Raw genomic sequence first — 14,603 nt, forward strand, 5'->3', positions numbered from 1 at the left:
TGGACGCTTACTTCGCGTTGACCACGGCCATGATGTCTTCTTCGCGCATGACCAGCAGTTCCTGGCCGTCGACCTTGACGGTCTGACCAGCGTACTTGCCGAACAGGACGCGATCGCCGACCTTCACGTCGAGTGCGATCGGTGCGCCCTTGTCGTCGCGCTTGCCCGGGCCGATGGCCAGGACTTCGCCTTGATCCGGCTTTTCAGCTGCTGCGTCGGGGATCACGATGCCCGAGGCGGTCTTGGTTTCCTGATCCAGGCGCTTGACGATCACGCGATCGTGCAAAGGACGAAGGTTCATATTCACTCCTCTCTTGACTGAGATTGAAGAACGCTTAGGGAATCTGCCCGGCGGGTCGCCCGGCAGAGAATTGTTAGCACTCTCGTGCAGCGAGTGCTAATTATATGGACGGGTTTTGACAAATTCAAGAAGGGAAACCGGAGGTTTTTTCGCGGGGGCCGAAACGACGGAAAAACGGGGATGGAATTGAAAAAACCTTTTGAAACAAACAGGTAGGCGTCAATACTGTGCTCCGGCAGCAGGCAGATGCGGGATTTCCCGACCCGCGCACCGCTTTGACACGGGGTAAGCACCAAGTTCCCGCGATCGTCTGACACCACAGGAAAAGACCCGCTCGGGCGCCGCTGGGGCACCTATCAGGTGCCAGTTCGTCACATGTCGGGACAGCCCGCGACCGGCTGGAACGTCCGGCCGTCGGTCTGGACCGTCGCGCCGAGCAGGCGCGCGAGCCCTTTCGCGCCTTCGCGCATCACGACGTCGTGATTCCAGATGAACAGCGGGCGGGCGAGCGGCTCCAGCCAGTTCATCCAGCGCTCACGCGTGCGGATGTGCCAGTCGTAGCGCACGACGGTGCGGGTGCCGTCGCCGGCGAACGACCAGCAGCCGTCGCCTTCGATCGCGCCGCTCGCGCGGCCTTCGAGCACATGCGGCCGCTCGACGCGCAGCACGCGCATGTCGAAGGTCAGCCGGTACGGCAGCGCGCCTTTCCACGTGTAGCGCTGCAGCGCGCCGACGCCGCGCGCGTCGCCGCGCTCGATCTCGACGGTCCGTACCGCGCTCTTCCACCAGTCGGGCCAGCGGTCGACCTGGTAGATCGCGTCCCAGACCGCCGCGAGCGGCGCGTCCACGCGCCACGTCGTCGAAAACCGGTATTCCGCCATGCAACCTCCGGCACGAGTCGGGATCAGGAATCAGGAATCAGGGCGCGAAAAAGCGGGCGGGAAACGCGACGTCGATCTCGACGTCGTCGAGCGTCACCGTTTCGAGCGGGTCGCCGTCACCATCCGCGAAGCTGACGACCTTCAGCGGAAAACCGTCCTTGGTGTCCAGCCACAGCCGGTAGCGATGCACGCCGTCGACCACGTGCGCGGGGCCGCCCGTCACCGACACGCGCAGCGCGGTCCGCCCGTTGATGGTCTCCTCGCCTTCCGTCACCGTCGCGCCGCCCTGCTGCAGCGCATGCACGTTGCGCAGCAGCTCGCCGACGTCCGAGCGGTCGACGCGATGGCCGCTGCGGTCGCGCACGAGCGGATTGGACGGCGACAGCCTCAGCGCGGGCGGCGCATGCTCGCCGAACGGGCGCAGCCGGACCTTGCCGTCGCCGGGATCGTACGCGAGCACCGCGCCACGATGGGGCGACACGAAGTCCATCCGGACGAAACCGGGTTTCAGGTACGCATAGTGGAATTCGGTGCGCTCGCCGCTTTGCGCCGACAAGCGGATCGTCGCGCGGTACGAGCGGACCTGGTCGAAATGTGCCTGCGCAACGGTCACCGGGTCGGCTGTCATGCTCGCTCCTATCAGGCTCGCGGCCAGCAATGCGGCGATCATGGCGCCGCCTCGACGTCGAGCACGCCCTCCATGCCGCGTTCGCGATGGCTGCGCAAGAACAGCAGCCGATGCGTGCAATAGTAGGCGAAGCGACCGGGCTGCGTCGGCGTGAAGCGGAACGTGCGCGGCGTCGTGGCCAGGTCGGTGTGCACCGCGATGCCGGCCTGCGGCGCGTCGATTTCGAAACTGTGCGGCACGCGGCCCGGTTCGGCCGATACGGTCAGTTCGACCGGCACATGCGCGCGGACGATCACATGCTTCGGCCGAAAGAAATAGCTGCCGCCGACAATCGTCACCCGCTGCACGCCGTCGGCGTCGACCGGCACGCGCACCGGGGCGTCGCCGTCCGCCCGCGCGAGCCCGGCGCCTGCCGCGAGCACCGCCGCCACCGTCGCCATCATCGCCGTCTTCTTCGCGTTCATCCTCTGCTCCCTGCCGATGCCGCGCGCGTCACCCCTTCCATGCGTCGGTCGACCCGCCGAGCGCGCCGCACGCGTCGATAGCGAGCTCGCGCAGGCGCCGTTCGTCGCCGCGGCCGGACAACGCGTAGCCCATGCCGCGATCCGACCAGAAATACGTGTAGCGTCCATCCGCCGACATCGCCTGCGGCGCAAGGCGCCGCGCATCGTAGGCCGTCATGTACAGCGTCACGCGCGCGCCGTCCGCACGCTGGTACATCAGCTGCGCGGCCGGTCCCGCGTCGCCCGGCAGCAGCCGGCCGCCCAGCAGCACGTAGCCGTATTCGTCGAGCGACGGCGCGCGCACGGGCCGGCCGAGACGCGCGGACAGCCATCCGGCCAGGCGCGCCGGATCGCGGGCGTCGATTTCGACGGGGTGTTCGCGATCGGCCGCGTACACGGCATACGCGACATCCGCGCGCGCGGCGAACGCCGGTTCGACGCCGAACGCCGTCCAGCCCACGTGCAGCGCGATGCCGAGCACCAGCCCGGCCGCCAGCCCCGCGAACGCATACGCAACCACGCGCCGGCGCGACGCGCGCCGCTGCACGAACAATGCCGATGCGGCGCCCGGCAGCGGGAACAACGCGCGCAACGCGTCGCGCTGCGCGCCGTAATGCGCGAACCGGTCGGCTTCCCGCGGATCGGACTGCAGCCGCTCGAGCACCTCGCGGCGCTCCTGCCCGGACAGCTCGCCGTCGAGCAGCGCCGACAGCAGCTGGGCCGATGCAGCGTCGTCCCGATCGTTCGAAGGTTTGCGCGGATCGTCGTCCATCATGTCTTCCCGATCACCCGTAACGCGGCCGTGCCATGCGCCGGCGGCTCGCCGGACAGCAACGCACGCATCTGTTCACGCGCCCGCGACAGCCGCGACATCACCGTCCCCACCGGCACGCCGAGCACCTGTGCGGCGTCGCGATAGCTCAACTCCTCCAGCGCGACCAGCAGCAGCACCTCGCGCTGCTCGACGGGCAGCCGGTACAGCGCACGCTGCACGTCGCGCAGCATCAGGCCGCTGATCTCGTCGGCGGGCGCGGCCATCGTCTGCCATGGCGCAGTGGCGTCGTCGACCGCGATCTCGTGCCGCGCGCGCAACTGGTCGATGAAGCGGTGGCGCAGCAGCGTCAGCAGCCACGCGCGCAGGTTGCCGCCGTCGCGCGGCGGCCGGTTCAGCGCGCGCTCGAGCGTGTCCTGCACGAGATCGTCCGCCCAGGCCCGGTCGCCCGTCAGCGCACGCGCATAGCGCGTGAGATGCGGCAGCCACACCAGCAGGTCCGATTCGTAGCTCATCGGGATGCCTCGCGCGTCGCCGCGCCGTCAGTCGGTCCGTCCGTCAGTTTTCAGGGACGCGCGACGTGCCACATGCCGCCGATCCCGTCGCCGCCCGCGTCACCGGCCTTGTGGTCCATTTTCCAGCGATACAGCGGGCGACCGTTGTACGCCCATTGCTTCTTGCCGTCGTCGCGCGTGACGAGGCTCAGCGCACCCGACGCCTTGTCGTATCCGTCGGCGAGCGCCGGCGGCCAGTTGGCCGCGCAGGTGCCGCTGCACGTGCTCTTGCCCGGCGCGTCGTGATCGAACACGTACAGCGTCATGTGATCTTCGTCGACCAGTTTCCCGTTGCCGGCCTGCGGCGGCTCGGCGGCCGCGGGCCGCGCGATCGCGGCCGTCAGCGCGATGGCGAACAGCATCGTTTTCATTCCCGTTCTCCTTTGCATGGCATTGCGGCACGGCACCGCCGGACGGGACGTCGACTTCGTCATGGTCATTATCCCGCTGCCCGATTGCGCCGCGACTCGGTATATAAACGGACGGCCGCGGACGGTTATTCCATGCGGCCCGCCGATGGCCCGCCATTCGTCCAACCAAGCCCATCGGGAATCCAAAGAAAAACGCGGCATGACGTTGCCGTCATACCGCGTTGTGCGACCCGTTGCGCGCGGCAGGCGATGCATCGCCGCCGCGCGTTCCGGCTGGTTACCTCGGCAGTGCGCCCGTCACCGTCTGGAGCAGCGTCGACACCGGGGCGAGCGGGTTGTTCGCCGAGCTGTTGCCCGAGTGCGGCGTGACCGACAGGCTCGGCGTGGAACCCAGCGCCGTACCCAGCGTCGCGCCGACCGCATTGACGACCGTCGCCGTCGCGTTGCCGCCCGTCGACAGCAGCGAACCGGCGGCGCCCGCCGTGCTGCCCGCCGTGCTCGCGCCCGAGCCGAGCAGGCTGCCGCCCGCTGCAGCCGTCGAACCGACCGCACCCGACAGCACGCCGGCCGTCTGTCCGAGGGTTGCCGGACCGTTCGCGAGGGCACCCGTCACCGGGCCGAGCGCGCCGGTCAGTGCGCCGGCCGGGTTGCTGCCGCCGGTCAGGCCGCTGACGAGGTTCGTGATCGGCGCGATCGGGCTGCTGCCGCCCGCGCCCGACAGCGTGCCGACGATCTGATTCACGACGCCTTGCACCGGCGCCAGCGGGTTCGAGCCGCCGAGGCTGCCGAGTGCGCCCGTCACCGAGCTGACCGCGTTGCTCAGTGCGCCGGCCGGATTGCTGCCGCCGAGCGTACCGACCACCTGGTTCACGACACCTTGCACCGGCGCCAGCGGGTTCGAGCCGCCGAGGTTGCCGAGTGCGCCCGTCACCGAGCTGACCGCGTTGCTCAGTGCGCCGGCCGGATTGCTGCTGCCGAGCGTGCTGACGACCTGGTTCACGACACCCTGTACCGGAGCCAGCGGGTTCGTGCTGGCGAGATTGCCGAGCGCCCCCGTCACCGAGTTCACCGCGTTCGTCAGTGCGCTGGCCGGATTGCCGTCGCCGAGCGTGCCGGCGAGTTGCGTAACGGCGCCCTGCACCGGCGCCAGCGGGCTCGACGCGCCACCGATGTTGCCTAGCGTACCGGTGATCGTATTGACCGCGTTGCTCAGTGAGCCGGCCGGATTGCCGTTGCCCAGCGTGCCCGTGACCTGGTCGACGACGTTCTGGATCGGCGCCAGCGGGTTCGTGCCGCCGACGTTGCCGAGGGCGCCTGTTACCGGGCCGAGCGCGCCGGTCAGTGCGCCTGCCGGGTTGCCACCACTAAGCGCACCCGTCACTTGATTCACCACGCCTTGAACCGGCGCCAGCGGATTCGCACCGCCACCGACGTTGCCCAGCGCACCCGTGACCGTACCGAGAGCCCCAGTCAACGCGCCTGCCGGGTTGCCGCCGCCGAGGGCGCCCGTCACTTGATTGACGGCGCCTTGAACCGGCGCCAACGGGTTCGCACCGCCGCCGACGTTGCCCAGTGCGCCCGTCACCGTACCGAGCGCGCCGGTCAGTGCACCTGCCGGGTTGCCGCCGCCGAGGGCGCCCGTCACTTGATTGACGGCGCCTTGAACCGGCGCCAACGGATTCGCACCGCCGCCAACGTTGCCCAGTGCGCCCGTCACCGTACCGAGAGCGCCGGTCAGTGCACCTGCCGGGTTGCCGCCGCCGCCGAGGGCGCCCGTCGCTTGATTCACCACACCTTGAACCGGCGCCAACGGGTTGGCACCGCCGCCGACGTTACCCAACGCACCCGTGACCGTACCGAGAGCGCCGCTCAACGCACCTGCCGGGTTGCCGCCACCCAGCGCACCCGTCACCTGATTCACCGCGCCCTGCACCGGCGCCAGCGGGTTCGCGCCGCCACCGACGTTACCCAGTGCGCCCGTTACCGTGCCAACCGCATTGCTCAACGTCCCCGTCGCCGTACTCAGCGCGCCTGCCGGGTTGCCACCACCCAGCGCACCCGTCACCTGGTTCACCGCGCCTTGCACCGGCGCGAGCGGCGTCACCGCGCCGCCACCGCCGCCGAGCGCGCCCGTCAGCGTATTCACAGCGCCCGACAACGCCTGCGCCGGATTGCCCAGCGACGTCTGAATCTCACCCGACCCGCCCGTCGCCACGGTGACCGAACCCAGCGGCGACGTGCCGGTCGCGGCCAGCCCGATCGACACGCTGTTCGTCGGCGGATTCACGATCACTTGCGGAAGCGGCAGCGCATCGAGCGGCCCCGCGATTGCCGAACCGGAAGCCAGTACCCCGAACACCGTCGCGACCGACAGCGCCACACCCGTCAATTTAATTTTTTGTCTCATCCTTACCCCATCTTGGTTGGCACTACGTTGATAAAGCATGGGGACGGATTGCACGAAGCGTGCCACCCGGATAAAACGGATTCATTCGTTGGCTTAATGCAAGCCAATAACGGTTTTATATGGATTTACGGGGAATTAACGGGGTGGCGTCACGTCAATCATCTGACGAAACAGGCCTGCTGAGCCCGGATGTAACGTAACGTTTGCGAGGCCCAAAGTAACGTGTTCCGGTACATTGCGGGCCATATCGGAACGGACCGTCAGGAAGCATCGCCGGATTGCCCGGACGGCCCTCCTATTTCGCATTTCATTTCCATGAAAATGCATTGATAAATCGCGTGTTTTCTGATTTTCTTATTTCGCGATTGCTTTCCGATCTATTACGCAGACCATATCCGCTCGATCGGTTTTCGATTAATGCGGACAGCCAAATGAAAAACTGTGACAGCCGCACGCGCGGCGCGGCCGTCACCCGGCGACTGCATCAGCCGAAACGCGCAGGCCGGTACGGATGGGGATCGATGCAGGTTGGCGCACCGGTGATCATTTCGGCGAGCAGCCGTCCGCTCGCGGGGCCGAGCGTGAGTCCGTGGTGGCAATGGCCGAACGCGAACCACAGATGACGATGGCGCGGCGCTGGCCCGATCACGGGCCGCATGTCGGGCGTGCACGGCCGCATCCCGAGCCACGGCGCCGGATCGAGCCGCTCGCCGATGCCGAACGCGTCGCGCGCGAGCGGCTCGGCGCGCGCGAGCTGCACGCCGGTCGGCGGCGCGTCGCGCAACGCGATCTCGACGCCGGTCGTGAGCCGCAGGCGGCCGCCCTCCATCGGCGCGACCACGAAACCCGCCTCGGTATCGCACACCGGCACGTTCAGCAGCGCGCGGGTCGGCCGGTAATGCATGTGATAGCCGCGCTTCGCGCGCAGCGGAATCCGGTAGCCGAGGGGCGCGAACACATGGTCGGACCACGGCCCGAGCGCGACCACGGCCGACCGCGCCGATATCGGCCCGTGTTCGGTATCGACCTGCCAGCCGTCGCGCACCTGCGCGAGCGTCGTCGCGTCGCCGCGCACGAACGTGCCGCCGTCGCGCTCGAACAGCCGCGCGTACGCCTTCGTGAGGCCGCCGGGGCTCGACACGGTCTTCGGGTCCTGCCAGTGGAACGCGCCGCAGAATGCGTCGCCGATGCCGGGCTCGCGCTCGCGCAGAGCGCGCGCGTCGAGCACGCTCATCCGCAACCCGTGCGCGTCGGCCACCCGCTGCTGCGCGCGCGTTTCCGCATCGAACAGCGCGGGCGAACGGAACGCCTCGAGCCACCCGCCGTCATGCACGAGCGGCTGCGCGTCGGTACGCGCGAGCAGCGCGTCGTGCTCGACGACGCTCGCCGCGACGAGCGGCAGCGTGTCGCGCGCGGCAGCCGCGAGCCGCTGCGGCGACGATTCGCGCCAGAAGCGCGCGAGCCAGCCCGCGTACGCGGGCAGCGCTTTGTAGTCCCAATAGAGATCGACCGAGCGGTTGCGCGCGTAGCGCAGCAGCGTGCCGAGCCGGCGCGGGAACGCGTACGGCACGACCGACGAGCGCTCGATCAGCCCGGCATTGCCGTGGCTCGTTTCCTCGCCGGGCGCGCGCCGGTCGACGAGCGCGACCCGCAGCCCGCGATCCTGCAGATGCAGCGCCGACGACACGCCGACGATGCCGGCCCCCAGAACGATGACGTCGAAATCCATGCTTCCCCGTACTGCGTCGAGATTCGGTGCGACGCGCGCCGGCACGGCGGCCGGCGCGCGGCCAGGCTTACTTCGCGACGATGTCGCGCTTGAAGTACTTCTGCGACAGCGCGCTCAGCGTGCCGTCCTTCTTCAGTGCGTCGAGCGCGCCGACGATCTTCGTCTGCAGCGCCTTGTCGCCCTTGCGCATCCCGAAGCCGGTGCCTTCGCCGAGCGTCGCGGGATCTTTCAGCGGCTCGCCGACGATCTGGTAGTCGCGGCCGGCCGGCTTGTCGAGGAAGCCGTCCTGCGCGGTCTGCGCTTCCTGCACGGCCGCGTCGAGACGCCCGGCGACGAGATCGGCATAGATCTGGTCCTGGTCCGGATAGGACACGACGGCCACGCCCGCATTCGCCCAGTGTGCCTTCAGGAAATCCTCCTGCGACGAGCCCTGCAGCACGCCGACGTGCTTGCCGCGCAGGCTCGCGGCATCGGGCCGCAGCGGCGAGCCGCGGTGCGCGACCATCACGATCGGCACGACGTAGATCGCCGGCGTGAAGTCGATGCTCTGCTTGCGCTTCACGGTGATGTTCATCGCCGAATTGATCGCGTCGAACTTGCGCGCCTGCAGCGCCGGGATCAACCCGTCGAACGCATTCTCGACCCACACGCACTTCATGTTCAGCTTCGCGCACACCGCGTTGCCGATGTCGACGTCGAAGCCCTGCAGCTGGCCGGCCGGCGACTTGCTCTCGAACGGCGGGTAGGCGGCTTCGATCCCGAAGCGCAGCGTGGTCTGTTCCGCGTGGGCCGTGACGGCCGCGCACGCGAGCGCCGCGACGGCGCAGAGGGAAAGCTTCCAGTTCATGACGGATGTCCTTCGATTCCGGATTGAGGCGATGAAGACCGGTCGCGCGACGCCGTTGCCGGGCGCTGCGCCCGCGCCGGATCGGCAGGCGATGCAGCCGGCCGCCGTGCGGCGACACGCTGGTCCGCACGCAAAATATAGACTCTTCGTCTACTATAGACTATAGGGGATACGATAATCGCGGTGCTGCCGCCGTCCTCCGAGACGCCGTCGCTTGAGCAAAACCCCTTTGATTTATCTATGTTTTTCCGTGGACACGCGACGCGCTCGTGTCTTGGAAAGAAAAATTCACCCGACTTTGTTTGTCTATATTAGACTTTTAATCCATTACGAACACGGCCGGACGCGCTCTATCGAGACTGTCCTGTCCGGCCCCGACCGGAGAAGTCCCATGACGCAACCCGCCCCGACCCTGCCGCTCACCGTCGACGAAGCCGCGGTGCGCGCGGCGCTGCCGTCGCTCGACGTGCTCGGCACGCTGCGCCGCATGTTCGCGTCGCTCGCGTCGGCTCGCGCGGTGCAGCCGCCGCAAACCCTCACGCTGTTCCCCGAACAGGCCGGCGATTTCATCACGTATCTCGGCGCGCTCGCCGACGAGCAGGTGTTCGGCGCGAAGCTGTCGCCGTACGTCGTGACGGGCGGCAAACCGATCGTGACCGCGTGGACCGCGCTGATGTCGATGCGCACCGGCCAGCCTCTGATGTGGTGCGATGCGGGGCTGCTGACGGTCGAGCGCACGGCCGGCACGACGGCGCTCGCGGTCGACTGTCTCGCGCCGCGCGACGCGCGCCGGCTCGCCGTGATAGGCACGGGCGCGGTCGGCCTCGCGCATCTGCGCCACACCGCGGCACTGCGCGACTGGGCCTCGATCAGCGTGCATTCGCCCGCGCTCACCGGCGACCCGGCGCTGCAGGCGACGCTCGCGCAGATCGATCCGCGCGCCCGTCCGGCCGCCAGCGCGGAGGCGTGCGTGCGCGACGCCGACGTCGTGATGCTGTGCACGTCGTCGGGCACGCCGGTGCTCGCGGACGGCATGCTCACGCGCCCCGCGCTCGTCACGTCGATCAGCACCAACGTCGCGCGCGCGCACGAGATCCCGCCCGCGTGGCTGCCCGACATGGACGTGTATTGCGACTACCGCCACACGACGCCTGCCAGCGCGGGCGAGATGCAGATCGCGGCGGCCGCGCACGGCTGGACGCCCGAGCGGATCGTCGGCGACCTGCCCGCGCTCGTCGCCGGCACCTGCGCGGCACCGTCGCGCACGCGTCACGCGTTCTTCCGCTCGATCGGCCTCGGCCTCGAGGACATCGCGATCGCGCACGCGCTGTACACGCATCTGACGCGCGCATGAGCAGCACGCGCACGCGGGGCCGATACAATGGCGCAACCGCCGCGGCGGCAGCGCGCGGGCGCACGGACATGCCGGTCAACGGTACGCCGGCGCGCCGCGCCGATGCACCGCCCGGCCCCCGCTCACCCGAGATGGCGATTCCGATGCGCAAGAAGCAATCCCCCGTCAAAGACCTGCTGCTCACCCGCTATGCACCGATCGCCGATGGCATCGCGGCGCTGTTCTTCCCGTACGCGGAAGTCGTGATCCACGACCTGCGCGACCAGACCGTGCTGTACCTCGCGAACAACCTGTCGAAGCGCGAGGTCGGCGACGACTCGGCGCTCGAGGAAATCGATCATTCGGCGCGCGAGCGCGTGATCGGCCCGTACGAGAAGCTGAACTGGGACGGCCGGCGGATGCGCTGCGTGAGCAACGTGCTGTTCGACGACGAAGGCCGCCCGGCCGGGATGATGTGTATCAACTTCAACATCGCGGTGTTCGACGACGTCCGCGCGACGCTCGACGTGTTCATCAAGGGCGCGGGCATCGTCGCGCAGCCCGACGAGCTGTTCCGCGACGACTGGCAGGAGCGCATCAACACGTTCCTGCACGGCTGGCTGCGCGAACGGCAGGTCGGCCTGAACGGCCTCACGCGCGAGCACCGGCGCGAACTCGTCGAGGCGCTGCATGCGGAAGGCGCGTTCCGCGGCAAGAGCGCCGCGAACTACGTCGCGAACGTGCTCGGGATGGGACGCGCGACCGTCTACAAGCACCTGAAGCATCTGAAGGAAACCCAGGGCGACGCGTAAGGGGCGCGGCTCCGAAACGTCGCGGCATAAAATGATATAGTCGCGGTTACATTTATTTGCCGCCCTACCGCCCATGACGACCACCCCCGCCCCGACTACCCGCCCGACCCTGACCGTCGAGATCTGGTCCGACCTGATCTGCCCGTGGTGCTGGATCGGCAAGCGCCGCTTCGACGAGGCGCTCGCCGCGTTCGCGCACGCCGAGCACGTCGACGTCGTGCTGCGCGCGTACCGGCTGATGCCGGGCCAGCCGGTCGAGCCGGTCGAGGCGATGCTCGCGGGCAAGTACCGGATGTCGCCCGCGCAGGTCGACCAGATGCTGCGCCAGGTGACCGACGCGGCCGCGAGCGTCGGGCTCCGCTACGACCTGCCCGGCACGTCCGTCGGCGACACGCTCGACGCTCACCGGCTCGTGAAGCTCGCGGAAGCGACCGGCCGCGCCCATGCGCTGACCGAACGCCTGTACCGCGCGTATTTCTGCGAGCACGGCTCGCTGTTCGACCACGCGGCGCTGATCGACTTCGCGGTCGAAGCGGGGCTCGAGCGCTCGGCCGTCGAAGCCGTGCTGCGCAGCGACGCATACCGTGACGAAGTCGAGGCCGACATCGCGCGGGCCGAGCAGATCGGTGGACGCGGCGTGCCGCTGTTCGTGTTCGGCGGCCGCTACGCGGTGTCGGGCGCGCAGCCGGCCGACGCGTTCGCGCAGGCGCTCGAGCAGGCGTGGCGCGACGGCGCGATCGTTGAATTCACCGGCGACGACGCGGCCGCGTGCGGCCCCGACGGCTGCGAACTGCCGCCGCGCGGCTGACATCCGGCGCCGCGCGACACCCGCGGCCGCTACGCATCGCTCCTGCCACAAACCGGCAGGAAGCGCGTGCGAATGATGTCTACAATGCAGCCTTTCAAATATCTATCAGAAGGCTGCCGGCCCATGACCCACGGGATCCATGGCGAGAAGCGCTGGTACGCGCTGATCGTCCTCTGCCTCGGCGTGCTGATGATCGTGCTCGACAGCACGATCGTGAACGTTGCGCTGCCATCGATCAGCACCGACCTCCACTTCACCGAGACGGCCCTCGTGTGGGTCGTGAACGCGTACCTGCTGACGTTCGGCGGCTGCCTGCTGCTCGGCGGCCGGCTCGGCGACCTGTACGGCCAGCGGCGCATGTTCCTCGCCGGCCTCGTCGTGTTCACGCTCGCGTCGCTCGCCTGCGGCCTCGCGCAATCGCAGACGATGCTGATCGCCGCGCGCGCGGTGCAGGGCTTCGGCGGCGCGATCGTGTCGGCCGTGTCGCTGTCGCTGATCATGAATCTCTTCACGGAAGCGGGCGAACGGGCCCGCGCGATGGGCGTCTACGGCTTCGTCTGCGCGGGTGGCGGCAGCATCGGCGTGCTGCTCGGCGGGCTGCTGACCAGCACGCTTTCGTGGCACTGGATCTTCCTCGTCAACCTGCCGATCGGCATCGCGGTCTATGCGATGTGCGTCGCGCTGCTGCCGCGCATGCGCGCGCCGGCCGGCACCGCGCGGCTCGACGTCGCGGGCGCGATCACCGTGACCGTGTCGCTAATGCTCGCGGTGTACGGGATCGTCGGCGGCAACGAGGCCGGCTGGCTGTCGACCCGGACCGTCGTGCTGATCGCCGCAGCCGTCGTGCTGCTCGCGCTGTTCATCGCGATCGAGGCGCGCGTCGCGCATCCGCTGATGCCGCTCTCGCTGTTCGCCGCGCGCAACGTCGCGCTCGCGAACGTGATCGGCGTGCTGTGGGCCGCCGCGATGTTCGCGTGGTTCTTCCTGTCCGCGCTCTACATGCAGCGTGTGCTCGGCTACGGACCGCTGCAGGTCGGGCTCGCGTTCCTGCCGGCCAACCTGATCATGGCCGCGTTCTCGCTCGGGCTGTCGGCGCGGATCGTGATGCGCTTCGGGATCCGCGGCCCGATCGCGGCCGGCCTGCTGATCGCCGCGTGCGGCCTCGCGCTGTTCTCGCGCGCGCCGGCGGACGGCAGCTTCGTCTGGCACGTGCTGCCCGGCATGACGCTGCTCGGCATCGGCGCGGGCGTCGCGTTCAATCCGGTGCTGCTCGCCGCGATGAGCGACGTCGACCCGGCCGATTCAGGGCTCGCGTCGGGCATCGTCAACACCGCATTCATGATGGGTGGCGCGCTCGGCCTCGCCGTGCTCGCGAGCCTCGCGGCCGCGCGCACCGACGCGCTCACTGCCGCCCATGCGACGCCGCTCGACGCCCTGAACGGCGGCTACCACGCCGCGTTCACGGTCGGCGCGGCGTTCGCGGCCGCGGCGGGGCTGCTGGGCCTCGCGCTGCGCATCCGCCGCCAGGACGCCGTTTCGGGCGTCGGCCCCGCGCTGCACTGACGGCCGTCCGGCCCGAGCCGGGGCGCGCGCCGCCCCGCCTTGCCTCCCCCATCAGGCCCGTCCCGCCCGATAGCCGGGCATCGGCCACCCCGCCCACCGCCCCCGGCGCGCCGCCCTGTCGGGCCCGGCGCCCGTTCAAACGCACGTTTCACCCGCCGCGAACGGCCCGCCCGGCGGGCCTTCCCGGCCGATTTTTAACGTAGTCGTACACCAACGCGCCACTTTTGCGACAATGGCGGACTTTGACGCGCGCGCCGCAGCCGCGCGCCGCCGCCGAACGTCGCATAACCGCCTGCTTCCGATGTCGCTCCCCCATATCGATCTGCTGTACTCCCTGTCCGGCCTGTTCGTCGGCATTCTCGTCGGCCTGACGGGTGTTGGCGGCGGTTCGCTGATGACGCCGATCCTCGTGCTGCTGTTCGGCGTCCACCCCGCGACGGCGGTCGGCACCGACCTGCTGTACGCGGCCGCGACCAAGGCGACCGGCACGCTCGTCCACGGACTGAAGGGGTCGATCGACTGGCGCATCACCGGCCGGCTCGCGGCCGGCAGCGTCCCGGCCGCGGCCGTCACGCTGTGGGTACTGCACACGCACGGCGTGAATTCGCCCGGCACCGCGCGGATGATCCAGCTGGTACTCGGCATCGCGCTGCTGCTCACGTCGCTCGCGCTGATCTTCCGCCCGCAACTCACCGCGCTCGCCGCACGCAACCCGCTCGCGCCGAGCCCCGCGCGCACGCTGTGGTCGACCGTGCTGACGGGCGCCGTGCTGGGCGTGCTCGTGTCGATGACGTCGGTCGGCGCCGGCGCGATCGGCGTCACCGTGCTGCTGCTGCTGTACCCGGCGCTCGCGACCACCCGCATCGTCGGGTCCGACATCGCGCACGCGGTGCCGCTCACGCTCGTCGCAGGCATGGGCCACTGGCTGCTCGGCTCGGTCGACTGGTCGATGCTGCTGTCGCTGCTGCTCGGCTCGCTACCCGGCATCGTGCTCGGCAGCGTGCTGTCCGCGCGCGCGCCCGAGCGGCTGCTGCGCAACCTGCTCGCCGCGACGCTCGTCGCGGTCGGCATACGGCTCGTGCTCGCGTAACGAC

General features: G+C 69.4%; 15 protein-coding genes. 5 read left to right on the forward strand and 10 right to left on the reverse strand.

What is annotated here, in order from left to right; translation table 11 throughout:
* Nucleotides 1-7: 7 nt before the first annotated feature.
* The 10 genes from groES to ACVK00_RS19330 form a co-directional block, all read right to left on the reverse strand.
* Complete coding sequence (gene groES, locus ACVK00_RS19285; RefSeq protein WP_004186661.1) at nt 8-301, reverse strand: co-chaperone GroES; 294 nt, start codon at nt 299-301, stop codon at nt 8-10.
* Between the two features lie 371 nt (nt 302-672).
* Nucleotides 673-1,182: an SRPBCC family protein gene (locus tag ACVK00_RS19290; RefSeq protein WP_284888707.1), complete on the reverse strand. Its 510-nt coding sequence runs from the start codon at nt 1,180-1,182 to the stop codon at nt 673-675.
* Nucleotides 1,183-1,219: 37 nt separating this feature from the next.
* A complete protein-coding gene (locus ACVK00_RS19295; RefSeq protein ID WP_284888706.1) occupies nt 1,220-1,852 on the reverse strand; it encodes a LolA family protein in 633 nt (210 codons plus the stop codon).
* Entirely contained in the window at nt 1,849-2,274 is a 426-nt protein-coding gene (locus ACVK00_RS19300) for a cupredoxin domain-containing protein (RefSeq protein ID WP_284888705.1), read from the reverse strand. Before ACVK00_RS19300 ends, ACVK00_RS19295 begins: the two co-directional genes overlap by 4 nt.
* 28 nt (nt 2,275-2,302) lie before the next feature.
* A complete protein-coding gene (locus ACVK00_RS19305) occupies nt 2,303-3,085 on the reverse strand; it encodes an anti-sigma factor family protein (RefSeq protein ID WP_284888704.1) in 783 nt (260 codons plus the stop codon).
* On the reverse strand, nt 3,085-3,600 hold the full coding sequence (locus ACVK00_RS19310; protein ID WP_006753920.1) for a sigma-70 family RNA polymerase sigma factor: 516 nt from the start codon (nt 3,598-3,600) through the stop codon (nt 3,085-3,087). The genes ACVK00_RS19305 and ACVK00_RS19310 overlap by 1 nt, the downstream gene beginning before the upstream one ends.
* A gap of 50 nt (nt 3,601-3,650) precedes the next feature.
* Nucleotides 3,651-4,010: a COG4315 family predicted lipoprotein gene (locus tag ACVK00_RS19315; protein ID WP_228906979.1), complete on the reverse strand. Its 360-nt coding sequence runs from the start codon at nt 4,008-4,010 to the stop codon at nt 3,651-3,653.
* 277 nt (nt 4,011-4,287) lie between these two features.
* The gene (locus tag ACVK00_RS19320; RefSeq protein WP_456826958.1) at nt 4,288-6,417 is read right to left on the reverse strand and encodes a beta strand repeat-containing protein; all 2,130 of its coding nucleotides are present in this window, start codon (nt 6,415-6,417) and stop codon (nt 4,288-4,290) included.
* 484 nt (nt 6,418-6,901) lie between these two features.
* Nucleotides 6,902-8,146: an NAD(P)/FAD-dependent oxidoreductase gene (locus tag ACVK00_RS19325; protein WP_284900862.1), complete on the reverse strand. Its 1,245-nt coding sequence runs from the start codon at nt 8,144-8,146 to the stop codon at nt 6,902-6,904.
* 67 nt (nt 8,147-8,213) lie between these two features.
* Nucleotides 8,214-8,993 carry an ABC transporter substrate-binding protein gene (locus tag ACVK00_RS19330; protein WP_166725992.1) on the reverse strand — a complete coding sequence of 260 codons (780 nt, stop codon included), beginning with the start codon at nt 8,991-8,993 and terminating at the stop codon, nt 8,214-8,216.
* Between the two features lie 391 nt (nt 8,994-9,384).
* Here ACVK00_RS19330 and ACVK00_RS19335 point away from each other — a divergent pair, with 391 nt between their 5' ends.
* The 5 genes from ACVK00_RS19335 (at nt 9,385) to ACVK00_RS19355 (ending at nt 14,599) form a co-directional block, all read left to right on the forward strand.
* Nucleotides 9,385-10,347 carry an ornithine cyclodeaminase family protein gene (locus ACVK00_RS19335; RefSeq protein ID WP_284900861.1) on the forward strand — a complete coding sequence of 321 codons (963 nt, stop codon included), beginning with the start codon at nt 9,385-9,387 and terminating at the stop codon, nt 10,345-10,347.
* The gene (locus ACVK00_RS19340) at nt 10,344-11,138 is read left to right on the forward strand and encodes a helix-turn-helix transcriptional regulator (protein WP_284900859.1); all 795 of its coding nucleotides are present in this window, start codon (nt 10,344-10,346) and stop codon (nt 11,136-11,138) included. The genes ACVK00_RS19335 and ACVK00_RS19340 overlap by 4 nt, the downstream gene beginning before the upstream one ends.
* A gap of 73 nt (nt 11,139-11,211) precedes the next feature.
* Nucleotides 11,212-11,946 carry a DsbA family oxidoreductase gene (locus ACVK00_RS19345; protein ID WP_284900858.1) on the forward strand — a complete coding sequence of 245 codons (735 nt, stop codon included), beginning with the start codon at nt 11,212-11,214 and terminating at the stop codon, nt 11,944-11,946.
* A gap of 123 nt (nt 11,947-12,069) precedes the next feature.
* The gene (locus ACVK00_RS19350; protein WP_284900857.1) at nt 12,070-13,509 is read left to right on the forward strand and encodes a DHA2 family efflux MFS transporter permease subunit; all 1,440 of its coding nucleotides are present in this window, start codon (nt 12,070-12,072) and stop codon (nt 13,507-13,509) included.
* A 301-nt stretch (nt 13,510-13,810) separates the two neighbouring features.
* Nucleotides 13,811-14,599 (forward strand): sulfite exporter TauE/SafE family protein, encoded by a 789-nt coding sequence (locus tag ACVK00_RS19355; protein WP_228906972.1) that lies wholly within the window; start codon nt 13,811-13,813, stop codon nt 14,597-14,599.
* The last annotated feature ends 4 nt before the right edge of the window (nt 14,600-14,603 follow it).

It is taken from the genome of Burkholderia sp. PvR073 (assembly GCF_054055695.1).